The 26307-nt window shown below is 56.3% G+C and carries 25 protein-coding genes and 1 tRNA gene; 23 read left to right on the top strand and 3 right to left on the bottom strand.

Annotation, left to right across the window (positions count from 1 at the left end):
• The first annotated feature begins 45 nt into the window (after window positions 1–45).
• The 4 genes from secG (at window position 46) to ACKXF9_RS10805 (ending at window position 6603) form a co-directional block, all read left to right on the top strand.
• Window positions 46–297, top strand: coding sequence for a preprotein translocase subunit SecG (gene secG, locus ACKXF9_RS10820; protein WP_418266178.1), 252 nt, complete (start codon window positions 46–48; stop codon window positions 295–297).
• 166 nt (window positions 298–463) lie between these two features.
• Entirely contained in the window at window positions 464–2584 is a 2121-nt protein-coding gene (gene rnr / locus ACKXF9_RS10815; RefSeq protein WP_339394853.1) for a ribonuclease R, read from the top strand.
• A 217-nt stretch (window positions 2585–2801) separates the two neighbouring features.
• Window positions 2802–4574 carry an oleate hydratase gene (locus ACKXF9_RS10810; protein WP_418266177.1) on the top strand — a complete coding sequence of 591 codons (1773 nt, stop codon included), beginning with the start codon at window positions 2802–2804 and terminating at the stop codon, window positions 4572–4574.
• A gap of 268 nt (window positions 4575–4842) precedes the next feature.
• The gene (locus ACKXF9_RS10805) at window positions 4843–6603 is read left to right on the top strand and encodes a bifunctional metallophosphatase/5'-nucleotidase (RefSeq protein WP_418266176.1); all 1761 of its coding nucleotides are present in this window, start codon (window positions 4843–4845) and stop codon (window positions 6601–6603) included.
• Window positions 6604–6704: 101 nt separating this feature from the next.
• Here the strand turns inward: ACKXF9_RS10805 and ACKXF9_RS10800 are convergent.
• Window positions 6705–6778: transfer RNA gene (locus tag ACKXF9_RS10800), tRNA-Gln, on the bottom strand.
• Between the two features lie 224 nt (window positions 6779–7002).
• Between ACKXF9_RS10800 and ACKXF9_RS10795 the strand changes: the two genes are divergently transcribed.
• From ACKXF9_RS10795 to ACKXF9_RS10755, 9 genes are all read left to right on the top strand, one after another.
• Window positions 7003–7296 (top strand): DUF2508 domain-containing protein, encoded by a 294-nt coding sequence (locus ACKXF9_RS10795; protein ID WP_418266175.1) that lies wholly within the window; start codon window positions 7003–7005, stop codon window positions 7294–7296.
• 122 nt (window positions 7297–7418) lie between these two features.
• Window positions 7419–7565 (top strand): six-cysteine ranthipeptide SCIFF, encoded by a 147-nt coding sequence (gene scfA / locus ACKXF9_RS10790; protein ID WP_005926683.1) that lies wholly within the window; start codon window positions 7419–7421, stop codon window positions 7563–7565.
• A 66-nt stretch (window positions 7566–7631) separates the two neighbouring features.
• The gene (gene scfB, locus ACKXF9_RS10785) at window positions 7632–9083 is read left to right on the top strand and encodes a thioether cross-link-forming SCIFF peptide maturase (protein WP_418266174.1); all 1452 of its coding nucleotides are present in this window, start codon (window positions 7632–7634) and stop codon (window positions 9081–9083) included.
• A complete protein-coding gene (locus ACKXF9_RS10780) occupies window positions 9080–10498 on the top strand; it encodes an amino acid decarboxylase (RefSeq protein WP_418266173.1) in 1419 nt (472 codons plus the stop codon). Before scfB ends, ACKXF9_RS10780 begins: the two co-directional genes overlap by 4 nt.
• 109 nt (window positions 10499–10607) lie before the next feature.
• Entirely contained in the window at window positions 10608–12128 is a 1521-nt protein-coding gene (locus ACKXF9_RS10775; protein ID WP_418266172.1) for a DUF3794 domain-containing protein, read from the top strand.
• A 138-nt stretch (window positions 12129–12266) separates the two neighbouring features.
• Window positions 12267–13052 (top strand): AzlC family ABC transporter permease, encoded by a 786-nt coding sequence (locus ACKXF9_RS10770; RefSeq protein WP_339394858.1) that lies wholly within the window; start codon window positions 12267–12269, stop codon window positions 13050–13052.
• Entirely contained in the window at window positions 13042–13347 is a 306-nt protein-coding gene (locus tag ACKXF9_RS10765) for an AzlD domain-containing protein (RefSeq protein WP_249236613.1), read from the top strand. The genes ACKXF9_RS10770 and ACKXF9_RS10765 overlap by 11 nt, the downstream gene beginning before the upstream one ends.
• Window positions 13348–13428: 81 nt before the next feature.
• Complete coding sequence (locus ACKXF9_RS10760; protein WP_418266171.1) at window positions 13429–14271, top strand: SDR family oxidoreductase; 843 nt, start codon at window positions 13429–13431, stop codon at window positions 14269–14271.
• A 299-nt stretch (window positions 14272–14570) separates the two neighbouring features.
• Complete coding sequence (locus ACKXF9_RS10755) at window positions 14571–15920, top strand: uracil-xanthine permease family protein (RefSeq protein ID WP_418266377.1); 1350 nt, start codon at window positions 14571–14573, stop codon at window positions 15918–15920.
• Between the two features lie 3 nt (window positions 15921–15923).
• Here ACKXF9_RS10755 and ACKXF9_RS10750 read toward each other — a convergent pair whose 3' ends face one another.
• Window positions 15924–16583 (bottom strand): nucleotidyltransferase family protein, encoded by a 660-nt coding sequence (locus ACKXF9_RS10750; protein ID WP_418266170.1) that lies wholly within the window; start codon window positions 16581–16583, stop codon window positions 15924–15926.
• 97 nt (window positions 16584–16680) lie between these two features.
• On the opposite strand from ACKXF9_RS10750, the gene ACKXF9_RS10745 reads away from it, so the two are divergent.
• Genes ACKXF9_RS10745 through yqeB form a run of 10 tightly spaced genes read left to right on the top strand, consistent with a single transcriptional unit; the run spans window position 16681 to window position 25870 of the window.
• Window positions 16681–17484 carry an FAD binding domain-containing protein gene (locus ACKXF9_RS10745; RefSeq protein WP_418266169.1) on the top strand — a complete coding sequence of 268 codons (804 nt, stop codon included), beginning with the start codon at window positions 16681–16683 and terminating at the stop codon, window positions 17482–17484.
• Window positions 17485–17955 carry a (2Fe-2S)-binding protein gene (locus ACKXF9_RS10740; protein ID WP_418266168.1) on the top strand — a complete coding sequence of 157 codons (471 nt, stop codon included), beginning with the start codon at window positions 17485–17487 and terminating at the stop codon, window positions 17953–17955.
• The gene (locus tag ACKXF9_RS10735; protein WP_418266167.1) at window positions 17952–20243 is read left to right on the top strand and encodes a xanthine dehydrogenase family protein molybdopterin-binding subunit; all 2292 of its coding nucleotides are present in this window, start codon (window positions 17952–17954) and stop codon (window positions 20241–20243) included. Before ACKXF9_RS10740 ends, ACKXF9_RS10735 begins: the two co-directional genes overlap by 4 nt.
• The gene (gene yqeC, locus ACKXF9_RS10730; protein ID WP_418266166.1) at window positions 20240–20947 is read left to right on the top strand and encodes a selenium cofactor biosynthesis protein YqeC; all 708 of its coding nucleotides are present in this window, start codon (window positions 20240–20242) and stop codon (window positions 20945–20947) included. Before ACKXF9_RS10735 ends, yqeC begins: the two co-directional genes overlap by 4 nt.
• Complete coding sequence (selD, locus tag ACKXF9_RS10725; protein ID WP_418266165.1) at window positions 20944–21978, top strand: selenide, water dikinase SelD; 1035 nt, start codon at window positions 20944–20946, stop codon at window positions 21976–21978. The genes yqeC and selD overlap by 4 nt, the downstream gene beginning before the upstream one ends.
• Before the next feature lie 25 nt (window positions 21979–22003).
• Window positions 22004–22609: a sulfurtransferase-like selenium metabolism protein YedF gene (yedF, locus tag ACKXF9_RS10720; RefSeq protein WP_418266164.1), complete on the top strand. Its 606-nt coding sequence runs from the start codon at window positions 22004–22006 to the stop codon at window positions 22607–22609.
• On the top strand, window positions 22606–23748 hold the full coding sequence (locus ACKXF9_RS10715; protein WP_418266163.1) for an aminotransferase class V-fold PLP-dependent enzyme: 1143 nt from the start codon (window positions 22606–22608) through the stop codon (window positions 23746–23748). The genes yedF and ACKXF9_RS10715 overlap by 4 nt, the downstream gene beginning before the upstream one ends.
• Window position 23749: 1 nt before the next feature.
• Entirely contained in the window at window positions 23750–23980 is a 231-nt protein-coding gene (locus ACKXF9_RS10710) for a DUF3343 domain-containing protein (RefSeq protein ID WP_339394867.1), read from the top strand.
• A 22-nt stretch (window positions 23981–24002) separates the two neighbouring features.
• Window positions 24003–25058: an XdhC family protein gene (locus ACKXF9_RS10705; RefSeq protein WP_418266162.1), complete on the top strand. Its 1056-nt coding sequence runs from the start codon at window positions 24003–24005 to the stop codon at window positions 25056–25058.
• The gene (gene yqeB, locus ACKXF9_RS10700) at window positions 25055–25870 is read left to right on the top strand and encodes a selenium-dependent molybdenum cofactor biosynthesis protein YqeB (protein WP_418266161.1); all 816 of its coding nucleotides are present in this window, start codon (window positions 25055–25057) and stop codon (window positions 25868–25870) included. The genes ACKXF9_RS10705 and yqeB overlap by 4 nt, the downstream gene beginning before the upstream one ends.
• Window positions 25871–25964: 94 nt before the next feature.
• On the opposite strand, the gene ACKXF9_RS10695 is transcribed toward yqeB, so the two are convergent.
• A complete protein-coding gene (locus ACKXF9_RS10695) occupies window positions 25965–26159 on the bottom strand; it encodes a DUF3873 family protein (protein WP_339394930.1) in 195 nt (64 codons plus the stop codon).
• Window positions 26160–26307: the final 148 nt, after the last annotated feature.

Below are 26307 nucleotides of genomic sequence, written 5' to 3'. Positions count from 1 at the left end.
TTTGCGTGGTTTTTATTGAAATATAATAAAGGAGCGTTTCAATCCATGTCTGTTATCGAAATTGTTGGCGGTGCGATCCTGCTGGTCGCTTCGCTCGTCATCGTCCTTCTCACTCTGATGCAGCACACGCATGGTCAGGGCCTTTCCGGTGCGATCAATGGCAGCGTGGGCGGTGCAAACAATGCCCGCCTGACCCCGGCTGACCAGATGCTGGCCAAGGTGACCCGCATTGCAGGTGTCGTTTTCTTTGTGGTCGCTATTCTGGCATGTCTGTTTGCAGGCCGTCTGGCAGGCTGAAAAGGTTCGTGCAGCCCCGTGTAAAGGACGGGGCTGTTTTTCTGTATTATGATAGGATGTCGGCGGCAGTCTGACCGCCGGGCAGGGTGGGGCAGTTGGCCCACAACTGGCAGCGCTGCGGCACGTTGGAGGCTGCGGCCATGGAAGAGCAAGGAGAAAGATTATTATGGCAATGCGCGATAAAATTGAGCACGCGATCCAGAATCAGCCGTGCACAGTTAAAGACCTCAAGGCAAAGTTCGGCGGGGACCGCAGTGCGGACCGCAAGGTGATGGAGGCTGTGGACCAGCTGGTGCACGAGGCAGTCATCTGCCAGCGTCAGGGCGTGTTCTTTACGGTGCGTTCTGGCCGTGCAGACAAGGCTCTGCTGTGCAAGGTGGTCAAACTGGGCAAAAATTTTGCCTTTGTAATGCTGGAGGACGGCACCAGCGATATCTTTATCCCGGGCCGCTTTACCCGCGGTGCAATGCCCGGTGACATGGTGCTTGTGGAAAAGTTTGAGCATCCCCGTGTGGAGGGCAGCGATGAAGGCGAGATTCTTGCCATTCTGGAAGAGAAAAATTCTCTGGTGGGAACTGCCCGCCGTATCGAGGGTCGCTTGAAATTCGTGCCGGATGACTGCCCGGCCATCTCCATGCAGCTGATGCGTGACTGCGAGGGCGGCGCAAAGGACGGCGACAAGGTGGCCGTGGAGATCCTGCAGCGCGGCAACCGTCAGGAAGATCACCGTGTGGGCGTTGCCATGCGGTTCGGCAATTCGGATGAAGCCAAGCGCTGCGCCAAGGCCCTGCTCTATGCGCAGGATATCCGCAGCCGCTTCCCGGATAAAGTCCGCGATGAAGCCAAGAAGCTGGAGAATGCCGAGGTCTCTGAAAAGGACACCGAGGGCCGCATGGATCTGCGCGCTCTGCCCATCTTCACCATTGACAGTGCCGAGACCAAGGACATTGACGATGCCATCAGCCTGACCAAGACCCCGGAAGGCGGCTTTGAGCTGGGTGTCCACATCGCGGATGTTTCCAACTATGTCAAGCCCGGCACCGAGCTGGATAACGAGGCATTCAACCGTGCTACCAGCGTCTACTATGCCGATCAGGTCGTTCCCATGCTGCCCAAGCAGCTCTCCAACGGCATCTGCAGCCTGAACGAGGGTGCGCTGCGTCTGGCGTTCTCCTGCCTGATGCGTCTGGACAAGGATGGCAACCTGACCGACTATCGCTTTGCGAAAACGGTCATCCGCAGCCGCGTCAAGGGTGTTTACTCCGAGATCAATGCTCTGCTTGCCGGCAGCGCAGACGACGAGCTGAAGGGCAAGTACCACGAGGTGCTCAGCCAGCTGCCTGCTATGAAGGAGCTGTATGGCCACCGTGCCCGCCTGCGCAAGGAGCGCGGCTGCATGGACATTGAGAGCGGCGAGGTAAAGCTGATCCTGGACGAGGATGGCCACTGCATCGACGTGAAGAAGCGCACTTCCGGCGAGAGCGAAGCCATGATCGAGGAGTTCATGCTGCTGGCCAACCAGTGCGCCGCCCACTTTGCCCGCGTGAAGCAGATCCCCTTTGTGTACCGTGTGCATGAGGAGCCCAATGCCGAAAAACTGGAACGCCTGCACACCCTGCTGCAGGCCTGCGGCATCAACGACCACTTTGCCAAGGATGTGCCCACCCCCAAGGAACTGAGCGCGATCCTGGAAGGTGTGCGCGGCGGCCCGTATGAGCAGATCATCAATACCGGGATGCTGCGCTGCATGTCCAAGGCTGTGTATGAGGAAAAGCCCAAAGGCCACTACGGTCTGGTCCTGCAGGACTACGCACACTTTACCAGCCCCATCCGCCGCTATCCGGATCTGGCCATCCATCGCATCATGACGGCTCAGCTCAAGGGTATTGATAAAGAGACCATGGTGCTGCGCTACAGCGACTTTGCCGAAAAGGCAAGCAAGCAGTCCAGCGAACGCGAGATCATCGCCATGCAGATCGAGCGCAAGGCAGAGGATTGCTATAAGGCCGAATACGCCCGCCGCCATCTGGGCGAGTGCTACGAAGGCCGCATTTCCGGCGTGACCCAGCGCGGCCTGTTCATCGAACTGGAAAACGGCGTGGAGGGCTTTGTGCCCGCTTCCAGCCTGACCCCTTCCGGCACCATGCTCACCGAGGGCATCCGCCTGTCCGACCCGGTCTCCGGCAAAAACTGGAGCCTTGGCGACACCATGATGATCACCATCGTGCGCGCAGATGTCAATCTGGGCAAGATCGATTTTGAAGTTGCTCCGGCAAACGCAAAATAAGCTGTTTTTCCCGAAGGAGAAAGGACCAGTCCGGTTCTTCCTCCTTCTTTTTTTGTCATATTTTAGACGCATTTCCAGCAAAACAGGATGATTGTATAAAGTTTATACACGGATGAAAATTTGTTTGTTGTTTGCTGCGTCTGCGCAGGGTATACTGTTGCCATAAGGACGGCGCAAGGATGCCGAAAAACGCAATAAAAAGCAGGGAGGCTTTTCTATGTACTATTCCAGTGGCAACTATGAAGCTTTTGCAACCCCTAAAAAGCCGGAGGGTGTCGATCATAAATCTGCATATATCATTGGTTCCGGTCTGGCCGCACTGACGGCTGCATGTTATCTGGTGCGTGACGGCCAGATGAAGGGCGAGCATGTGCATGTGTTTGAGAAAGACCCCATCCCCGGCGGTGCCTGCGACGGCTACAAATACGATATCGGTTACGTGATGCGCGGTGGCCGCGAGATGGATAACCACTTCGAGGTCATGTGGGATCTGCTGCGCTCCATTCCGTCTCTGGAGACCGAGGGTGCCAGTGTGCTGGATGAGTACTACTGGCTGAACAAGGAAGACCCCAACTATTCACTGTGCCGTGCTACCGTCAACCGCGGCGAGGATGCCCACACCGATGGCAAGTTCGGCCTGTCTGATAAGGGTGCTATGGAGATCATGAAGCTCTTCTTCACCCCCAACGAGCAGCTGCAGGATAAGAAGATCACCGATTTCTTTGATGATGAAGTGCTGAACTCCAACTTCTGGCTGTACTGGCGCACCATGTTTGCCTTTGAAAACTGGCACAGTGCTCTGGAAATGAAGCTCTACCTCAAGCGTTATATCCACCACATCGGCGGCCTGCCGGATTTCACCGCCCTGCGCTTTACCCGCTACAACCAGTATGAATCTATCATCCTGCCCATGGTCACTTACCTGAAGGACCACGGCGTGCAGTTCCACTATGAGACCAAGGTCGTGGACGTGAAATTTGATATCAATGACAAGCGCAAGCAGGCAAGCAGCGTGGTTGTGGAGCACGCAGGTGAGATCAGCTCCATTGACCTGACCGAAAATGATCTGCTGTTCATCACCAACGGCGGCTGCGTGGAAAGCTGCACGATGGGCGCACAGGACAAGGCAGCAGGCTTTGATCCCACCATCAAGCCGGGCAACGGCTGGGACCTGTGGAAGAAGATCGCTGCACAGGACCCCGCATTCGGCAATCCTGAAAAGTTCTGCTCCGACCCTGAACATTCCAACTGGGAAAGCGCCACCATCACTACGCTGGACGACAAGATCCCGCAGTATATCCAGAAGATCTGCAAGCGTGACCCGTTCAGTGGCCACACCGTCACAGGCGGCATCGTCACCGTTAAGGACTCCAACTGGCTGCTTAGCTGGACGCTGAACCGTCAGCAGCAGTTCCGAGACCAGCCCAAGAACCAGCTGTGCGTCTGGGTCTACGGCCTGTTCAGTGATAAGCCCGGCAACTACGTCAAAAAGGCCATGCGTGACTGCACCGGCAAGGAACTGTGCATGGAGTGGCTGTACCATATCGGTGTGCCCGAGGGTCAGATCGAAGAGCTGGCCGAGCACAGTGCCAACACCATCCCGGTCATGATGCCATATATCGATGCATTCTTTATGCCGCGTGCGATGGGCGACCGTCCTGATATCGTGCCGGAGGGTGCTGTCAACTTTGCCTTCCTGGGTCAGTTCGCCGAGACCGGCCGTGACACCATCTTCACCACAGAATACTCCATGCGCACCGGTATGGAAGCTGTGTACACCCTGCTGGACATCGACCGCGGTGTGCCCGAGGTCTGGGGAAGCACCTATGATGTACGTGCCCTGATCGATGCAACGGTCAAGCTGCGCGACGGCAAGAAGATCACCGACATGGATCTGCCGCTCATCCCGCGCCTTGCCATGAAGGAAGCTTTGAAAAAGATCGAGGGTACCGACCTTGAGAAATTCCTCAAGGAATACAATGCGATTTGAGCTCGTTGCTCTGATCCATTCTTGAATCCCCTTTGAAAACAGCCCGCTTTTGCAGTCAACGACTGGCTGCAGATGCGGGCTGTTTTTGCCCTGAAAAGGAATAATATTGCACAAAAAGTGCGACTTAGTACCGTGAATTATGAACAAATTGTGCGATTCCGGGTTGTTCTTGGGTGTTTTGTGTGTTATGCTTAATATAACAAGCGTCGGGCTGGTTCTGTGCGCCCGATAAAAATAAAAGAGAGTTTTAAGAGGAGGTCGTTTTTCCATGAAACAGCTTATCTCCCGCCGCAGCTTCCTGAAAGCCGCAGGTGTCACCACAGCCGTTGCTGCCGTGAGCCTTGGTGCTCCCGCTGCATCTGCCTGCTTCCCGGGCAGCGTGAAGGACATCACCATTCTTTACACCAACGATGTCCACACCTACATCGACAAAAAGTCTCCGGAACTGACCTACGCCGCTATTGCCGCCCTGAAAAAGAGCTATCAGGATGCAGGTAAGGACGTTCTGCTGGTGGACGCAGGCGACCATATTCAGGGTACTGCTTATGGTTCCATGGACGAAGGTGCCTCTATCATCCAGCTGATGAATGCCGCAGGCTATGATGTTGCTACGCCCGGCAACCATGAATTCGACTACGGCATGGCCCGTGCAAAAGAGGCGATGGCTGAGGCGGATTTCCCGTACCTCTCCAGCAACTGGGTCAATCTGCCGCTGGGCAATCGCGTTCTGCCGGATGTCAAGTACTTTACCATCGGCGGCCGCGTGATCGCATTTGTGGGCATCACCACGCCCGAGACCTTCACCAAGTCCACTCCGGCTTACTTCATGGACAAGAGCCAGAAGCGCTACATCTATGATATTCTGGGCGGCGACGATGGTCAGAATCTGTATAAGGCTGTGCAGAAATCCATCGATAAGGCAAAGCTGCTGGCAGATTACGTGATCGGTCTGGGCCATCTGGGTGTTGACCCGTCCTCTTCGCCCTGGACCAGCAGGGAAGTCATTCAGCACACCTCCGGCCTTGATGCATTCATCGACGGCCACTCTCACACCAAGATGGAGTGTGAGTGGGTGAAGGATCTGTCCGGCAAGGCAGTTGCTCTGACCCAGACCGGTTCCTATTTTGCCAATGTGGGCGAAATGACCATCAAGACCGATGGTTCCATTGCTACCCGTCTGATCTCCTCTTACGAAGGCTCCGACAGTGTGGTGGAAGGCATCCAGACTGCGTGGGTCGCTTCTGTGGATGATATGCTGGGCGAGAAGATCGCTGCTTCCGAGATCAACTTCTATGTCACCGATCCGGAGACCGGCAATCGCCGCATCCGCACAGCCGAGACCAATCTGGGCGACTTTGTGGCCGATGGCATCTACACCTACTTCAACGAGGTAGAGCAGCTGCACTGCGATATCGCCATCATGAACGGCGGCGGCATCCGTGCAGATGTGAACGCAGGCTATTGGACCTTCAAGACCTGCAAGCAGGTCAGTCCGTTCGGCAATGTGGCCTGTCTGATGTCTGTTACCGGCAAGCAGATCCAGGATGCACTGGAATTTGCAGCCCGCTTTGCAGGCGAGGGCGGCAAGGAGAACGGCGGCTTCCTGCATGTGGCCGGTGCTACCTACGAGATTCACACCGATATTCCCAACACGGTGCAGACCGACGAAAAGAATGTCTGGATCGGCAGCGCTACCGGAACTCCGCGCGTGCAGAACGTGAAGATCTACAACAAGGCTTCCGGTACTTATGAACCGCTGGACGAGAGCAAGACCTACGCTCTGGCTGGCATGAATTACACTCTGCGCAATCTGGGCGATGGCTTTGCCATGTTTGATGGCGCAGAGCTGATCAAGGACTATGTGTCTGAGGATTACCTTGTGATGTCTACCTATGCCATGACCTTTGGCGGTGTAGATGCAGAGGGTCTGCCGCATCTGACCACCGCAAACAGCCCGCTGGCCGATTACCCGGGCTATCTGCTGGATTACGAGAATCCCTACGGCGCAGGCCGCATCAGCATTCTGTAATAACTGCATAAAAATGGGCGTACCGTCGCAAAGACGGTACGCTGTTTTTGTATAACAATATAGAACGAAAAAAGCCATCCGGCATAAACCGGATGGCTTCTTGGTTGGGGATGAGAGAATCGAACTCCCACAAGTAGAGTCAGAGTCTACCGCACTACCACTATGCAAATCCCCAATATTCGATTGTGTTTCGCAGTGTGAGCCGCTCAACGTGTGCTATTATACGCGGAAAAGTGATACTTGTCAAGCGTGATTTTGAAAAAATTGCAAACTTTTTTAAAATGCGCGCACCAGCGGAGAAGTTTCTGCTTTACCATAAACTGGCATATTCTGCACCGGTCTCTTCATATACTAAAATGTACAAACCTTCAAGATACACAAAGAAGAGGAGGACGGCCTATGCTGGAACGAACCCATGCCCAGAACACCCAAACTTTGCTTTCGAGCCGCATCCCGCGGGATACCGAGCACGAACGTTATCACCCAGAACTGGAAGAAGAGCTGAAGGAATGTCTGTTCTGCCTGCGGCGCAATGAGATGATGTTTGATCTGGAGGTAGATACAGACCTGATCGAGCAGCGCATTTACGAGCGGCAGGCGCTTTTGTGCCGCTACCGGTACTTACTGGCCAGGGCGCGGGAGCTTGGCCTGCACACTGTCCTGACGAAATATCAGCCTGCCGGGCAGCTTTAAACAGGTTAGCGGCATAAAAATCTTGACAGAAAGCTCCTTGCGTGTTATCATAAGCAAAGATAAATGCGTACCGGGCTTTGTCCGGCGCGATGAAATTTTGAGAGCTAGAGAGGTTTTCTATTATGGAACGTATTAAGACCATTGCTACTCGTGACCTGACCAAGAGCGTTAAGACCGGCGGCTGCGGCGAGTGCCAGACTTCCTGCCAGTCCGCTTGCAAGACCTCCTGCGGCGTGGCTAACCAGCAGTGCGAGAACAGCAACAAGTAATTTTTGCAAACCCCATGCCGCCTTTGCCGGGCGGCATTTTTTTGTGTAATTGGAATGGAGAGTAAAATGGTACATCAGTATCAATTGAATGGCTATAACATCGTGCTGGACACCTGCAGCGGCTCGGTGCATGTGGTGGACGATGTTGCATACGATATCATTGCCATGTACCCGGAGCATACTGCTGACGAGATCGTCTCTGCCATGCTGGCAAAGTATGGCGACCGCGAGGATGTGACCGAGGAAGATCTGCGCCAGTGCATCGATGATGTTACTTCTCTGAAGGAGGCTGGCAAGCTGTGGACGCCGGATACCTATGAGAACATGGCTTTCGACTTTAAAAACCGCAATACCGTGGTCAAGGCCCTGTGCCTGCATGTTGCACATACCTGCAACCTGAACTGCTCCTACTGCTTTGCATCTCAGGGCCGCTATCAGGGCGACCGTGCGCTGATGAGCTTTGAAGTGGGCAAGCGTGCCATGGACTTCCTAATCGAAAACTCCGGCACCCGCCGCAACCTTGAGGTGGACTTCTTTGGCGGCGAACCGCTGATGAATTTTGACATGGTCAAAAAGCTGGTGGCTTACTGCCGTGAGCAGGAGAAGATCCACAACAAGAACTTCCGCTTTACCATGACCACCAACGGTATGCTGATCGATGACGATGTGATTGATTTCTGCAACAAGGAGTGCCACAACGTCGTTCTGAGTCTGGATGGCCGCAAAGAGGTCAATGACCGCTTCCGCAAGGACTATGCAGGCCATGGCAGCTACGATACCATCGTGCCCAAGTTCCAGGAATTCGTGAAAAAGCGTGGGGATAAGGGCTACTATATGCGCGGCACTTACACCCACTACAACACCGACTTTACCAACGATATCTTCCACATGGCCGACCTCGGCTTTACTGAGCTGAGCATGGAGCCTGTGGTGTCTAAGCCTGGCGACCCCAGTGCCCTGACCGAGGAAGACCTGCCCATTCTGAAGGAGCAGTACGAGATCCTGGCCAAGGAAATGATCAAGCGCGACCGCGAGGGTAGAGGCTTTACCTTCTACCACTACATGATCGACCTGACCGGCGGTCCCTGCATCTACAAGCGCATCTCTGGCTGCGGTTCCGGTACCGAGTATATGGCCGTCACTCCCTGGGGCGATTTGTATCCCTGCCACCAGTTCGTGGGTGACCCCAAGTATCTGATGGGTGATATCTGGAAGGGCGTTACCAACACCGCTGTGCGGGATGAGTTCAAGCACTGCAACGCCTATGCCCGCAAGGAGTGTCAGGACTGCTGGGCAAAGCTGTACTGCTCCGGCGGCTGTGCAGCCAACTCCTACCATGCCACCGGCAATATCACCGGCGTGTACGAGTACGGCTGTGAGCTGTTCAAAAAGCGCATGGAGTGCGCCATCATGATCAAGGTGGCTGAGAATCAGGAACTTGCCGCCAAGGGCATCGAAGTTCCCATTGAGCTGGGCTCCACCTGCAGCGCCTGCGCAGACGGCGAAGCCTGCGAATGAGCATGACCACGCCCATTGTGGATTTTGTGCGTCGGTACGCCCAGTCCGGCACCTCCCGGCTGCATATGCCCGGCCACAAGGGCCAGAGCCTTTTGGGCTTTGAGCCGTGGGACATTACTGAAATAAAGGGTGCGGATGAACTGTATGGGGCTGACGGCATCATTGCCCAGAGCGAAGCCAACGCTACCCGGCTGTTTGGCACGGTGCATACCTATTACAGCACAGAGGGCTCGTCCCAGTGCATCCGTGCAATGCTGTGCCTTGCACTGCAGGCTGCGCCCGCAACCGGACAGCGCCCGGTCCTGCTGGCAGCGCGCAACGCTCATAAAGCGCTGTTGTATGCGGCGGCACTGCTGGATTTTGATATCCAGTGGCTCTGGCCTGCGCCGCAGGATGCCAGTGCGCTTTGCAGCTGCCCGGTGTCGGCTGCAAAGCTGACAGGTGCTCTGCAGGGTTTGGCACAGCAGGGCAAAAGGCCCTTTGGCGTCTACATCACCAGTCCGGATTATCTCGGCGGTGTGCAGGATATTGCAGCGCTGGCCGAAGTGTGTAAGGATTTTGGCGTTCTGCTTCTGGTGGATAATGCCCACGGCGCTTACCTGCGTTTTCTGCCGCAGGGCGGTCAGCATCCCATTGCACTGGGCGCAGCCATGTGCTGCGATTCCGGCCACAAAACGCTGCCTGTTGTCACCGGGGGCGCATATCTGCATTTGGGCAAAAACGCTCCTGTTCAGGATGAGACTGCTGTGCGCAATGCGCTGGCGCTGTTTGGCTCCACCAGCCCGTCCTATCTGATCCTGCAGTCGCTGGACAAATGCAACCAGATCCTGTCGGAGGGTTATCCGCTGCGGCTTTTGCAGTGCTGCGGTCATCTGACCCGCCTGCGCCGGGAGCTGAACGAAGCTGCTGCAAAACACTGCCCGGGGCCGCTGGCACTGGAAAGCGAACCTCTCAAGGTCACGCTGGATGCTGCGGTTTTGGGGCTTTCCGGAACAGAGCTTGCTGAAAAGCTGCGTGCCGCAAAAATCGAGTGCGAGTACGCCGACCCGCGTTATCTGGTGCTGATGTTCACACCGGATAATCCGCCGCAGGACTTCGAGCGGCTTTCCGCAGCCGTTCTCCGCATTGCGGAAGAACTTGCTGGCCCGGTGACGTTCCCGGAAGAAACTGCCGGTGAATTTGCGGAGCTGGAGCGCGGCCTGCACCGCCGCTGTACCATCCGGCAGGCCGTTTTCGCACCGCAGGAACAGCTGCCCGCAGAGCAGGCAGTCGGCCGCATCTGTGCCATGCCTACGGTCTCCTGCCCGCCGGCCATTCCCATCGTGGTGAGCGGCGAACAGATCACACCAACTGCAGCAGCATGGATGAAGCGCTATCATGTGGAAGAGGTCTCGGTCATCCGTGAACCCCAATAACCTTTCCCAAGGCATCGTGCGTCTGGCACGGTGCCTTTTTTACGGGCATATCCAGCCCGGCAGCCGCATACCTTTCCAGTAGAAACGGACAGGGAAAGGAGCACACTGCATGGAACTGAAGATCTTTCGGGACACCCTGCCGCAGGCGGGCGCAAGCTGCACCGTGAAGGCAGAACTCCCGCTGGAAACCGAGATCCTGATCTCGGACTATCTGCCGCCGGTATTCAAGCTGGTCAAATGCTTTGCAAAACCGGTGGTGCTGCAAAAACAGCTGCAGCCCGGGCGGCTGACGCTGGAAGGCTATCTGCGCTGCACCGTGTTTTATCAGGGCGAGAATGGCGCAGGCCTATGCCAGACCGAACAGAAACTGCCCTTTACAAAACAGTTGGAAGTGCCGGAATTTTCCTTCACCAGCTGGACAGCCATGGTGGAAGGGCAGACCGAATATCTCAACTGCCGGGCCGTGAACCCGCACCGCATTGAGGTGCGCGGAGCCTATGGTCTGGTGGCCACGCTTCATGCACAGGACAAGGCAGAGCTGATCACTGCGCTGGCGGACGGCGGCATTGAGCAGAAGCTGCAAACCCTGACCGGGGTGCGCAGTGCGGCGGTGCTGGAAAAACTGGTCACAGTAGAGGGAGAAATGGTGTTTGCAAAGCCTCCTGCCGCCATTCTGGATATTACCGGCACGGCATCTGTACGGGAGATAAAGCTTCTGGCGGGTAAGGCTGTTGTCAAGGGCGAGGTACGTGTCCAATGCGCCTGGCGCGCGGAAGGCGATAGCAGCCTGCAAAGTCAGGCGGCATCCCTGCCATTCAATCAGGTGGTAGATCTGGACGGCGTGGCCGAGGACTGCAAGTGCCTGTGTGTTTTGGAACCGGTTGGTTTTGCGCTGACGGAAGGGGAACAGGGAGCCGGTGGTCAGCTGACAGCCAGTGTGATGATGCATCTGCACGCATGGCGGTCTTGCCAGCTGCAGTACGTATCGGATGCGTTTTCCACCCGGTTTGAGACTACCGTCACGCCGCAGGAGTTGGTGGTAGAGGATCTTGCCTGCATGCTGAACGAGACGGCTTCCGCCACCGCTGCCGGATCTCTGCCGGATGCCGGTGCACAGCTCCGGGCCTGCTTTGTGGCCTACGGACCGGCACAGGTGGTTCCTTATCGGGACGGCTGGGCTTTTACCGTGCGTGCTGTTGCCACAGCCTTTGCAGAGAACAGCCTTGCCGAGCTGGAAAGTTACGAAAAAACGCTGGAGCTGGTCTTTCCGCTTGCGGTGGATGCACCGCAGGGTGCACAGCTCAGCCCGGAGTGCTGGCTGAGCACTGAGAACATCCAGTGCAGCTGTACCGGCGGCACGCTGGAGGTCACAGTGACAGCCCGCGCAGAGGGAGCCATCCTTTGCCGCAGCACCCATCAGGGCATTGGCGGCGCGGAGTTGGGTGAGCCGCTGACCGTGCCAGACCCGGAGATCGCACTGCGCATTTACTACGCGCAGGCCGGAGAAGAGCCTTTCGGCATTGCAAAACGGTTCCATGTATCACCGGCACAGATGCTGGCCGCAAACGGTCTGGATGCAGGAACACAGACCCTGCCGCAGGCGATGCATTTTCTGGTGCCGGGCGCATAAATCGACGAAGAACGCTGCCTTTTCAGGCGGCGTTTTCCTTTTGTGCCGAAAAGAAAGTGAAAAAGCCCTTTCTTCTCTGTGTGCAGGAGAGTATAATAAGAAGCGGTGTTTGAAATAGGAAAGGAGTTAAAAACAAAGATGAATTCCAAAAGTAAGCTCCTTGCCCCGGAGCTTGTCAATGCAGAAAGGCCGGTTTGGGCTTTCAGCAAAAAAATCTTCTGTGAGGGTATGCGGGATGGCGTGCCCATTGCACTGGGATATTTTGCAGTCTCCTTCTCGCTGGGCATTGCAGCCCGCCGGGCGGGATTCACCCCATTTCAGGGCTTCCTGGTCAGCCTGCTGAATAACGCTTCGGCCGGTGAGTATGCTGCGTTCGCCATCATCATGGCAAACGCAACCTATCTGGAAGTAGCAGTCATTACCCTGATCGCAAATGCACGCTATCTGCTCATGAGCTGCGCGCTGGCCCAGCGTTTTGCACCGGGCACGCCCTTCTGGCACAGGCTTGTCATCGGCTATGATGTGACAGACGAGCTTTTTGGAATCACCATTGCACGGCCCGGCAGCCTGAACCCATATTATACTTACGGTGCCATTCTGCTGGCTGCTCCCGCATGGGCCATCGGTACGGCGTTGGGCATCATTGCGGGCAATCTGCTGCCGCTGCGGGCTGTCAGTGCGCTGAGCGTTGCCCTTTACGGCATGTTCCTTGCCATCATCATTCCTCCGGCGCGTAAGAGCAGGGTGGTAGCTGCACTTGTGGCCATCAGCTTTGCGCTGAGCTTTCTGTGCAATTACCTGCCGGGAATATCCGCTCTCTCGGAAGGCACCCGTACCATTCTGCTCACCGTGCTGATCTCCGGTACAGCGGCGGTGCTTTTTCCGGTAAATCCAGACGAGCAGGAGGCAGAGCATGACGCATAACAATTACATCTACATTGCAGTGATGGCGCTGGTGTCCTACACCATCCGCATCCTTCCGCTCACACTGATCCGCAAGCCCATCAAAAACCGCTTCATTCAGTCGTTTCTGTATTATGTGCCCTATGTGACGCTGGCGGTCATGACCTTCCCCGCCATTGTCAACGCGACCCAGAGCCCGGCTGCCGGTGCCATGGCGCTGGTGGCCGGCATTGCGGCTGCATGGCTCGGTGCAAGCCTGTTTCAGGTATCGGTGATTTGTTGTGCCGTTGTGTTCGTGCTGGAGCTGTTCCTTTAAAACTTCTGTGCCCGGAGGCATCGTGCCGCCGGGCGTTTTTTGTGCTGGGTTCATATTCTCAAAACGAAAGGAAAGATGACGATGAAAAGGGTTCTGATCACAGGTGCAGGCGGCTTTGTGGGCTCTCGTGTATTACAACAGTGGCAGGGAAAATACGAACTTTGCGCTTTCCCCAAGGGCTTTCTGTGCACCGCCACCGAAACGGAAGTCCTTACGCAGACGAGGGCGCGGGATCCGGACGTGATCCTGCACACCGCTGCGCTTTCCGATACCGGCTACTGCGCACAGCATCCGGCAGAAGCTTACCGTGCCAATGTTGAGCTGCCGGTCTGGCTGGCACGGGCCGCGCAGCAGACGAAGGCAAAGCTGGTGGCATTCAGCTCAGATCAGGTCTATGCGGGAACGAAGCGGCAGGGCCCGTTGTCAGAAGCGTTGGATCTGCATCCGGCAAACATTTATGGCCAGTATAAATTGGAAGCAGAGCAGCGCGTGCTGGAGCTCTGCCCGGACTCGGTCCATCTGCGTGCCAGTTGGATGTATGACCTGCCCGGCTATGGGCTGCCCATCCGGGGCAATCTGCCGCTGAATCTTCTGCGTGCCGCGCTGAAGGGGGAGGCTGTTCGTTTCTCCCGGAACGACTTCCGCGGCGTGACCTATGTGCGGCAGGTGGTCGAAAATCTGGAACCCGCCATAGACCTGCCCGGCGGCGTATACAATTTTGGCAGCGGAAATGCAGAGGACATGGTGTGCACGGCCCGGCAGTTTGCCAAAGCACTGGGCATTACCGTAAAGATCACCGAAGAAAGCTGGGAGCGGAATCTTGTGATGGACGCTGCAAAGCTGGAGCGTTCCGGCATCCGGTTTGCTGCCACGCAGCAGGGGATCCGGTGCTGCCTGCAGGATTACGGACTTTCGGATCTGTAAAATTTCCATATCGCACAAAAATCAAATAAAACGGAACAAAAAAGCAGGAGTTCTGCGCGAAATTTTTCCGACCAAAGCGGAAAAAACGCACAAAACGCCCTGCTTTTTGTGTTTCTCAGCGGGAAACAACCGTTCATAGAAAAGTCATACTTAATTTACAAGAATTCGCAGTTTTGCTATAATAAATCCGCTTTTTTGGTAAAGCAGTCGAAAAGAATGATTTTTGTCAAGATTTGAGGAGAGTGGAACATTTGAAGGAAGTCAAGCTCGAAGAGTCGGCGTATCAGTTCGACGCAAAAATGTCCCTGAAACAGGCGATCCCGCTGGGTCTGCAGCATGTCTGCGCCATGTTTGTGGGCAACCTAACCCCGCTGCTGATCATCACCAGTGCCTGCGGCATTGCGGGTGGTGAGTTCGCAGATCTGCAGGTCACGCTGTTGCAGAGTGCCATGTTCGTGGCCGGTGTGGTCACGCTGGTGCAGCTGTTCACCATCGGCCCCGTGGGCGGTGGCGTGCCCATCATCATGGGTACCAGTTCCGGCTTTATTGGCGTGTTCAACAGTGTTGTCGGCAGTATGGGCGGCGGTGTGCTGGCCTATGGTGCCATTATGGGTGCATCCATCATCGGCGGCATTTTTGAAAGCGTGCTGGGCTTCTTCCTCAAGCCCCTGCGCAAGTTCTTCCCGCCGGTCGTCACCGGTACGGTTGTGCTTTCCATCGGTCTTTCGCTGATCTCGGTGGGTATCAATTCCTTTGGCGGCGGCAACAGCGCAAAAGACTTCGGCTCCATGGAAAATCTGCTGCTGGCCCTGTTCGTTCTGGTGGTCATTCTGATCTTCAAGCATTGGACCACGGGCTTCCTCAGCTCTTCCGCGATCCTGATCGGCATTCTGGCTGGTTACGTTGCGGCCTTTGTCATGGGTCTGGTGCTGCCTACCACCGGTGTCACTGCCGATGGTGTAGAGTTTACCAAGGCATGGGTGCTCAACTGGAATAAAGTGGCACAGGCCTCCTGGTTTGCCATTCCCAAGCTGATGCCGGTCAAGATCGTGTTTGATATGCGCGCCATTATGCCGGTGATGATCATGTTCGTTGTTACCGCTGTTGAGACTGTGGGTGATATCTCTGGTGTCATGGAGGGCGGCATGAATCGTGAGCCCACCGATAAAGAGCTGTCCGGCGGTGTGATTTGTGACGGTCTGGGCTCCTCCTTTGCGGCTTTGTTCGGCGTACTGCCCAACACTTCCTTCAGCCAGAACGTGGGTCTGGTGGCCATGACCAAGGTGGTCAACCGCATGGCTCTGGCCTCCGGTGCCATCTTCCTGATCCTGTGCGGTCTGATCCCCAAGCTCGGCGCGCTGATCTCCATTATGCCGCAGGCCGTTCTGGGCGGTGCTGCCGTTATGATGTTCTCTTCCATCGTGGTCAGCGGCATCCAGCTCATCACCAAGGAAAAGATGACCCCGCGTCAGCTTACCATCGTCTCGGTGGCTCTGGGTGTTGGCTACGGCATGGGTGCCAATAGCGGCATTCTGGCACAGGCTCCGCACGCTTTGCAGCTGATCTGCGGCGAGTCCGGCATCGTTCCGGCTGCGTTCGTGGCGATCCTGCTGAATGTGCTGCTGCCGAAGGATGACAAGGCAGTATAAAGCTCAAAGCTTCTGCCGGGCCAGTGCTTCCAATTGCGCCAGTGCTTCGGGCGTGTCGGCGTCGGCCAGTTCATTCCGATCCGCAATGTAAACGGTGTGAACATGTGCGGGATATTTCCGAAGCAGAACGCTGCCGCCCATGCCCTGCGGCAAGGTGAGCAGTTCCTGAAAAAGTCCTTTTTCAAACAGAACGGGGCTTCCGGTAAGGGGAGATGGGTCGTTACGGACCCGGAATCCCAGACGGAAGATCTCCCGTTCTGTTTCTTTTTGTCGTTCCAGCCGAGCCCCGTGGTCCCGCCCGGAGATGCCTGCCATGGCTTCCACTGTCTTGCGGCACAAAAGCGGCTGGTCTCCCGGCAGGAACATGCAGCCAAAAAGCTCCGGCACCTGTTCCAGCAGCGCGGAAAGTCCCAGCCGCACCGTATCGTTTCGGTCGGGCAGATCGTGCAGCAGCACCGGAACATTGCGGGAGCGGCAAAGCTGCGCAACTTCGTCCGAGCGTGTCACCACGATGCGGGCCGAAAGCCTTGGAGTATCGGTCGCCGCAAATGCGCGGCAAAGCATCGGTTCCCCGCAGAAATCTGCCAGCAGCTTGTTGGAACCAAAACGGCGGCTTACCCCGGACGCCATGATGACACAGCCCACCGGAAGAAGTTCTTTCATATAGTACCACTCCTTCTGAAACGAATTGACAATAGTATTATATCGAAATCTGTGTTAAAATAAAAGAACAGAGAAAAAAAGAGAGGAACCTGCAGCTATGATGACGATCCGAGAATATAAGCGGGCCGAAACTCTGGAAGAAGCGTGGCAGCTGAACCAGAAAAAGGCCAACCGTGTGCTGGGCGGCATGATCTGGCTCAAAATGGAGAACATCAATGTCGGCACAGCCATCGACCTGTCCGGTCTGGGACTGGACGCCATAGAGGAGACCGAGGACAATTTTTCCATCGGCGCTATGGTCACACTGCGGCAGCTGGAAGAGCATCCCGGCCTTGCCGCCTATACCCGCGGCGCAGTAAAAGAAGCGCTGCGGCATATTGTGGGCGTGCAGCTGCGAAATCTGGCCACTGTGGGCGGCAGCATCTACAGCCGATTCGGCTTTTCCGATGTGCTCACACTGTTTATGGCCATGGATTGTTCGGTAGAGCTGTACAAGGGTGGCATCGTGTCCCTGCGTGAGTACGCCGAGCGTCCCTATGACCGGGACATCCTTGTGCGGCTGATTGTCAAAAAGGAAAACGCGGAGTTTTTCTATCAGTCTGTGCGCAACAGCCAGACCGATATCCCGGTGCTCACCTGTGCCGCCGCCCGTCTTGCAGATGGATGCTATCGCATTGCGATCGGCGCACGCCCGCTCAAAGCGGTGCTGTATGAGTTCCCGGCGGAAAACGGCGTGCCTGCACAGGAGCTGGCGCTGAAATACGCCGATGCAGTAAAGAACGATATCATTACCGGCTCCAATATGCGTGGCAGTGCGGAATATCGCCGCCATCTGGCGGGCGTTCTGACAAAGCGTGCGGTTGTGGAGCTGGAAGCACGCACGGCACAGGAGGAAAATTAAATGCAGATCACTCTTACATTGAACGGCGTCAAGGTCACAGAGGATGTGGCCGCAGATATGCTACTGATCGATTTTGTACGTGCCCACGGCTGCAAGAGCGTCAAGCGCGGCTGTGAGACCTCCAACTGCGGTCTGTGCACGGTGTTTCTGGACGAGAAACCGGTGCTGTCCTGCTCGGTGCTGGCAGCACGTGCCAGCGGCCACAGCATTACCACACTGGAAGGCCTGCAGGAAGAAGCAGCGGAGTTCGGCGGTTTTATCGCGGATCAGGGCGCAGAGCAGTGCGGCTTCTGCAACCCGGGCTTTATCATGAACGCACTGGCCCTCTTCCGCGAGAATCCGTACCCCAGTGAGAAAGAGGTCAAGGAATATCTCTCCGGCAACCTCTGCCGCTGCTCTGGCTATGAGGGCCAGCTGCGCGGCATCATGAACTTTCTGGCATGGAAAAAGCAGAAGGAGGCCGCAGAATGAGTACCATCAATAAACCCTTCCGTAAAAAGGATGCGATGCAGCTGGTCACCGGACAGCCCGTTTATATGGATGATGTGATCCCGCAGGACTGCCTGACCGTGAAGCTGCTGCGCTCTCCGCACGCGAATGCCATCGTCAAAACCATCAACACCGCTGTGGCAAAAAAAGTGCCCGGGATCGAAGCGATCTTTACATGGGAGGATGTGCCGCAGGATGCGCCGCGCTACACGCAGGCAGGCCAGACCTATCCGGAAGCCAGTCCGCATGACCGCCTGCTCATTGACCGCCATGTGCGCTTTGTGGGCGATGTGGTGGCCATCGTGGCCGGCAAAGACGAAAAGTGCGTGGATAAGGCCCTCAAACTCATCAAGGTGGAATATGAGGTTTTGGAAGCAGTGCTGGACTATCACACTGCCAAGGACAACCCCATTCTGGTGCATCCGGAGGACAACTGGGCCAGTTTGTGCCCGGTGGGAGCCGACAACAAGCGCAACCTCTGTGCCCATGATGAATGCGGAGACGGTGATATCGACGCAGTGCTTGCAGCCAGCGATGTGGTCATCGACCATGTGTACCACACCAAAGCCTGTCAGCAGGCTATGATGGAGACCTTCCGCACTTACTGCTCGATCGACACCTATGGACGCCTGAACGTGCTCAGCTCCACCCAGATCGTATTCCATGCACGGCGCAATATTGCAAACGCACTGCATATCCCCAAAAGCATGGTGCGCGTAGCAAAGCCCCGCATCGGCGGCGGCTTTGGCGCCAAGCAGACAGCGGTCAGCGAAGTATATCCGGCTTTTGTGACTTGGAAGACCAAAAAGCCCTCCAAGATCATTTTCAGCCGTATGGAAAGCCAGACGGCCTCTTCGCCTCGTCATGAAATGGAGGTCCATGTGCGGCTGGGTGCTACGAAGGACGGCATTGTGAAGGGCATTGATCTGTACACCCTTTCCAATACCGGCGCCTACGGCGAGCACGGCCCCACAACGGTAGGCCTTTCCGGCCACAAATCCATCCCACTGTACGGCAAGGCAGAGGCATTCCGCTTTATCAGTGATGTCGTGTATACGAACCACATGTCTGCCGGTGCTTACCGCGGCTATGGTGCAACGCAGGGCCTGTTTGCGGTAGAATCTGCCGTCAATGAGCTGGCCCACAAGCTGAACATGGATCCCTTTGAGCTGCGTTTGAAAAACACCGTGCAGGAGGGCGATGTGATGCCCGCCTATTATGGTGCCGTCAATACCAGCTGTGCACTGGATCGCTGCCTTATCAAGGTGCGGGATATGATCGACTGGGAGCACAAGTATCCTGCCCGTGATATGGGCAACGGCAAGGTGCGCGCTGTCGGCATGGGCATGGCAATGCAGGGATCTGGCATTTCCGGCATGGATGTGGGCAGTGCGACCCTGAAACTGAATGACGACGGCTTCTACACCCTGATGATCGGTGCGGCCGACATGGGCACAGGCTGTGACACTACACTGGCGCAGATCGCTGCCGAGGTTCTGGACTGCCCGCTGGACAATATCACGGTCTTTGGAGCCGATACAGATACCTCGCCCTATGACTCTGGCTCCTATGCGTCCAGCACCACTTATGTTACCGGCAAGGCCACTGAAAAATGTGCCATGAAGCTGCGCACTCAGATCTGCAGGCTGGGCGCAGAGCTGTTGGGATGTGCTGAGGACGAGGTGGAATTTGACGGCAGGGATGTTTTTATGAGCAAGGACCCTGCACAGAAAAAAACGTTGTCGGAGATCGCGTATGCTTCCCAGTTCGGCCACATGGTACCGCTGGAAGCCACCGAAACGCATACTTCGCCTTTGTCGCCGCCGCCGTTCATGGTCGGTGCTGCTGAGGTGGAAGTGGATACCGAGACCGGTGAAGTAAAGCTGTTGGAGTTTGATGCCTGCGTGGACTGCGGCACGCCCATCAACCCGAACCTGACCCGTGTACAGACCGAGGGCGGGTTGCTGCAGGGCATCGGCATGACTTTGACCGAAAACATTACCTACGATAAGAATGGTTATCCGCAGGAAAACTCGCTGTTCCAGTACAAGATCCCTGCCCGTACCGATGTGGGAAAACTCAAGGTGGAGTTTGAGAGCAGCTACGAACCCAACGGTCCCTTTGGCGCAAAGTCCATCGGCGAGGTCGTCATCAATACGCCGCTGCCGGCCATTTCCGATGCGATCTATAATGCCATTGGTACCCGGTTCTATGAGCTGCCCATCACACCGGAAAAAATCGCCATGGCAGTTGCAGAAAAGCAGAAATGATCGACGAAAAAGTTTTTCCGTTTCTTGCGGAGAAGGGACATGTTGTTTCTCTGGTGGGCGGCGGCGGAAAGACCACACTGATGTACGCCATGGCTGCGCACTGTGTCCGTAAGAACTGGCATGTGCTGGTGACCACCACTACCCATATCATGCGGCCGCCCGGCACTGTCTGGGCGCAGACGGACGCGGACCTTTTCCGCCTGTGGGAACACGGCAGCTATGCCGTTGCCGGAACAGCGGCTCCCGGCGGGAAAATGACAGTCCCGCCGCAGAAACAGCTGGAACATTGGATGCAGCTGGCCGATATCGTTCTCATCGAAGCGGATGGTTCCAGACGGATGCCCTGCAAGGCCCCGGCTGCACATGAGCCGGTGCTCTTGCCGCAGTGCGATATCGTACTTGCGGTTGCAGGCGTTTCTGCACTGGGGGAATCACTGGAAAAAGGATGCTTCCGGGCAGAACTGGCACAACAGATTTTGCGTGTCCCGGGAAATGCTGTGCTGACGCCAACACTGCTGGCAAAGCTGCTTGTCAGCGAGTCCGGGGGAAAGAAAGCGGTGGGAGAGCGCAGCTTTTATGCGGTGCTCAATCAGGTAGACACCGAAGAGCAGGCCGTGTTGGCCCGTCAGACCGCTGATATCCTGAAAAAGCGTTACAGCGTGCCTTGCATTCTGACTCATTTTGAAAAAGGAGAGCGTGCATGAGCAAAGAAGAAAAAATCGTGTTCTGTACCGGCGGCGGATGCACTGCAAAGCTGGGAGCAGGTGTGCTGAGCCGCATTCTGGAAAAACTGCCGCGCGGGGAAAAAGACCCGAACCTGCTGGTGGGCTACGACAGCCGGGATGATGCCGCCGTGTACCGCATAACAGATGATATTGCGCTGGTGCAGACGGCGGACTTTTTTCCGCCAATGGTGGACGACCCTTATACCTTCGGGCAGATCGCTGCTGCCAATGCCTTGAGTGATATCTATGCCATGGGAGGCGAGGTGAAAACTGCGCTGAATCTGGTCTGCTTCCCTGAGAGTATGGATCTGAACATTCTGGGGGAGATCCTGCGCGGTGGTGCAGAAAAAGTTGCCGAAGCAGGCGGAAGCCTGGCAGGCGGTCATTCCATTGCCGATACAGGCGTAAAATATGGTCTGTCCGTCACCGGTCTTGTGAACCCCAAAAAGATGTATACCAATGATTCCGGCCAGCCCGGCGACAAATTGATCCTGACAAAAGCTCTGGGTGTAGGTCTGCTCTGCACGGCAAACCGCGTAGGCGAAGCCGCTCCGGAACATATGGCAGGTGCCATCGCGTCCATGACGACGCTGAACAAAACAGCTGCTGAGATCAGCCGCCGCTATTCTGTTCATGCTGCTACTGATGTGACAGGATTCAGCTTTCTGGGCCATCTGCATGAAATGATGGGAGGAAAGATTTCCTGCATCATTGATGCACGGTCGATTCCTGTCCTGCCGGGGGCTGAAAAGGCGGCAGACGAGTTTCTGTACACTGCCGCCGGGCAGCGCAACCGCAACCACACCGGGCCCTATGTCACATTTGAAAATCTGCCCTTTGCCATGGAGGAAGTGTTGTTCGACCCTCAGACCTCCGGCGGCCTGCTGCTGGCTGCTGCACCGGAAGATGCATCTGCGCTGGAAGCAGAGCTGCAGGCGGCCGGTCTGCCTGCAAAGATCGTGGGGGAGATCGTTCCTAAAACGGAACCTGAAATTACCGTAAAATATTAAAAATATCAGTGGAGGACAAAAAACAATGCTGAAAGTAGATGCCCGCGGTGATGCCTGCCCGCTGCCTGTTGTAAAGGCAAAAAAAGCGATCTCTGAGCTGAAAGGTGCCGGTGAGGTGGAAGTGCTGGTGGATAACGAGATCGCCGTGCAGAACCTGACCAAGATGGCCCAGCAGAAAGGCTATCAGTACAGTGCTGAAAAGCTGGCGGAGCAGGAATACCGTGTGCTGTTCACAGTGGGGAACGCTGCGGCAGCACCGACCGAGGAAGTGCCTGTCTGTGCACCGGATCTCCGCACCGATACAGTGGTGGCTGTCAGCTCAGATAAAATGGGCGCAGGATCGGAAGAGCTGGGCAGGGCCCTGCTCAAGGCCTTTGTGTTTGCGCTCACTCAGCAGGACCGGCTGCCCAAAACGATCCTGTTTTACAATGGCGGCGCAGCCCTTACCTGTGAGGGCTCGCCTATGTTGGAAGACCTGAAGGCACTGGAGGCACAGGGTGTGGAGATCATGACCTGCGGGACCTGCCTGAATTTCTATGGCCTGACGGAAAAGCTGGCTGTTGGCAGCGTGACCAACATGTATGCAATCGTGGAAAAGCTGACGCAGGCAGGCAATGTGGTGAAGCCGTGATCTATCTGGATAATGCTGCTACCACTTTGCACAAACCGCCGCAGGTAGAGCAAGCCATGCTGGATGCTCTGCGCACAGCAGGCAACCCGGGCAGAGGTGCCCACGAACCCACCCTGCACGCAAGCCGCCTTGTCTATGCAGCACGGTGCGCAATATCAAGGCTTTTGAACGCACCGGACCCATCCTGCGTCGCGTTTACGGCGAACGCCACTCAGGCGCTGAATACGGCGCTGGGCGGGCTGTTCGCACCGGGAGACCACATCATCACGACAGTTTGTGAGCATAACTCCGTTCTGCGGGCGCTCTACCGTTTGCGGGATCAGGAGGGGGTTCAGCTCAGTTTTGCCGGGGTGGACGAGAAAGGACGCCTGCAATATGACGGCTGGCAAGGGTTGATCCAGCCTAATACGAAGGCGGTCGTTGTTACGTGCGCTTCCAATGTGACGGGCAATGGCACCGACCTTATCCGGGTCTCAGAGTTTGCACACCGGAACGGCCTGCTTCTGATCGTGGATGCTGCTCAGACAGCCGGGGCTCAGCCTGTAGATGTGCAGGCACTGGACATTGACGTGCTATGCTTTACCGGTCACAAGGCACTGCTTGGCCCGCAGGGAACAGGCGGCCTGTATGTGCGGCCGGGACTTTCTGTCCGTCCGCTGGTAGTGGGTGGAAGCGGTGTGCACAGCTTCGATGAGCGTCATCCGGCACAGATGCCCACTGCGCTGGAAGCTGGCACCCTCAATGTTCCGGGTCTGGCGGGCCTGTGTTCCGGTGTGGAGTGGATCCTGGCTCAGGGCGTGGAAACGCTGTGTGCGCAGGAATCTGCGTTGGCAGCACTTTTTTATGAGCGCATCCGTGATCTGCCGAATGTAACGCTTTACGGCGACCCGGAAATGGCACTGCGCGCCCCCATTGTTGCACTCAATATCGGGAACGAGGATTCAGCCCGCATTGCGGACATCCTGTGGGAGGACTACGGCATCTGCGTACGTGCTGGTGCGCATTGTGCGCCGCTGATGCATAAAGCTCTTGGCACCGTCCGGCAGGGCGTGGTACGATTCAGCTTTTCGCACTTCAATACCGAGGCAGAGGTGCTTTTGGCTGCAGGTGCGGTACGCGAGCTTGCGCAGGAGTTATGACATGCGTGTAAGAAAGACTTATATCGTGCTCTCGTTCCGCACTACGCTGCAGGCAATGGAATGGGAGAAGCAGTGCCTTGCAGCAGGCGTTCCGGGCAGACTGATCCCACTGCCGCGCGAAATATCCGCGGGCTGCGGTCTTGCATGGCGGATGCTGCCGGAAGAGTTTGAGCAATGGCAGCACAGGCTGGATGCAGCTGGGTATGACCGTGCAGCAGCGGTGGAACAATAAGAGCAAAACAGGAGAATGACACATGAGCAAAACACCGCTTTATAAGATGCTTCAGGACGTTCCGTCCTCAGGCGGCTGGACACTGGCGACCCTGTTGGACGGCAGCGTTTCCGGCAGTCAGCTGCTTTTGCAGGCGGGTAAACCGGTATGGCAGGCAGGCCCGGCTGACTTTATGCGCAGAGAGCTGTCCGGATTGCAGAGCTGCACCGCCACGGGTGTACAGCTGATCGAGGGACATCATGTATTTGTGGAGCGTTTTGGTGCAGTGCCTCAGCTGGTCGTCTGCGGCGGTGGTCATGTGGCAACTGCAACGGTACGGCTTGCCAGGCTGCTGGGTCTGCCGGTCCTTGCCATAGACGACCGCGAAGAATACGCACAGCAGTTGCGGGATGCCGGAGCAGATAATGTGCTCTGCCTGCCGTTTGAACAGGCGTTGAAGCAGGTGCCCGGCAGCGCGGAAACTTATTTTATTGTCGTTACACGCGCACATGCTTTTGACGTGATCTGCCTTGAGCAGATCCTGCGAAAGCCTGCGGCCTATGTTGGGATGATGGGCAGCCGGGGACGTTCTGCACTGGTGCGCCGTCAGCTGCTGGAAAAGGGGCTTGAGGAAAAGCGGGTGGAAGCCTTGTATGCGCCCATTGGGCTGTCCATCGGGTCTCAGACGGCAGAGGAGATCGCACTGTCTATTCTGGCACAGGTCGTTTCGATCAAGAACGCCCGCTCACAGACCGAGGGATTTTCTTCCGCAATTCTGGATGCAATGGCTCAGGCAGACCACACGGGGCAGCGTGCTGTGCTGGCGGTGATCACGGCACGGCATGGTTCCACTCCCAGAGAAGCGGGGGCAAAAATGCTGGTCCTCGCGGACGGCACGGTCGTTGGCAGCGTGGGCGGCGGTATTATGGAGCACCGCACGATTCTGGCTGCGCAGGAAATGCTGGCGGGAAATACTCCGGCACAGCAGCTGATGCATTTTTCGGCAGATGGAAAAGACGAAGACGCTGCAGCCGCTGCCTGCGGCGGTTCGATGGAAATATGGTTGGCCATTCTGCAGGCAGGAGAGGAGCTTAAATGAAACAGGATGCATTGATCCTTGTGCGCGGCGGCGGCGATCTTGCCACTGGTACGATCCACCGCTTGTGGTCTGCCGGTCTGCGTGTCCTTGTACTGGAAGCAGAGCACCCGGCGGCGATCCGGCGGCAGGTCTCGCTGTGTGAGGCAGTCTATGAAGGTGAAGCAACCGTGGAAGGTCTGCGTGCTGTGCGCATTGAAGCGCTGGCGCAGGCAGAAGAGGTCTGGAACCAGAATGCGGCTCCTGTTTTAGTAGACCCGAAAGGCGAGAGTATCGCACAGGCAAGACCGGATGTTCTGGTGGATGCAATCCTTGCAAAGAAAAATCTCGGCACTGCCCGGGACATGGCACCCCTTACCATTGCGCTTGGCCCGGGCTTCATTGCCGGGCAGGATGTGGATGCAGTGGTGGAAACAAAACGCGGTCATCGGCTGGGACGTATCATCTGGGAGGGTTCAGCCATTGCCAACACCGGCATCCCGGGGATCATCGGAGGCTATGGCAAAGAGCGCGTGATCCATGCCGCTGCAGCGGGTGTGTTTGAGGATGTACGCAGGATCGGCGATATTGTAGCAGAAGGAGAGACCATCGCTCAGATCAGAACGGCAGATGGAACCATCACTCCTGTGACCACACAGATCACAGGCATTCTTCGCGGACTGCTGCGCAGCGGCTACCCGGTAACGCCCGGCTTCAAAGTAGCAGACGTAGACCCGCGCAAGGAGGAACTTTCTAATTGCTTTTTGATCTCAGATAAAGCTCGCTGCATTGCGGGCAGCGTGCTGGAACTGGTTTGTGCCCAGCTGTGGAAATAACTGAAAAGAGAAAAACCTCCGCTTCCCGGCGGTGTCACCAGCAGGGAAGCAGAGGCTTTTCTTTGTTTACAGACGCTATCAAAAATTCCGAAATTCAATTGCGATAACAGCGATCCTGACCGACCAGCCAGTCCTCGCACAGGCGCTGCGCTTCTTCCAGACTGCGACTTTCACAATCAAAGAAAGCACCGCGCATCGAGCAGTAAGAATAATGGACACGGGGAGTGCCATTGGCATCCTTAAAGCGTTCACAGCGTTCCTGTCCGGGCATCAGAAAAAGTTGTTCCATAGTCCATTCTCCTTTTTTGCAGCGATCAGCGGTAAGCACACAACGCTTGCTATTGTAGCACGGCAGGAGAGAATATGCCATTGCCGTTTTGCCCAAAGATTCGCTGCTTTTTTCTCCCGGATGGCACTTGACAACGTAGGAACGCAGT

This window comes from Faecalibacterium sp. 9 (genome assembly GCF_048320955.1).
GTDB lineage: Bacteria > Bacillota > Clostridia > Oscillospirales > Ruminococcaceae > Faecalibacterium > Faecalibacterium wellingii.
This window is presented reverse-complemented; position numbering and strand designations above follow the sequence as displayed.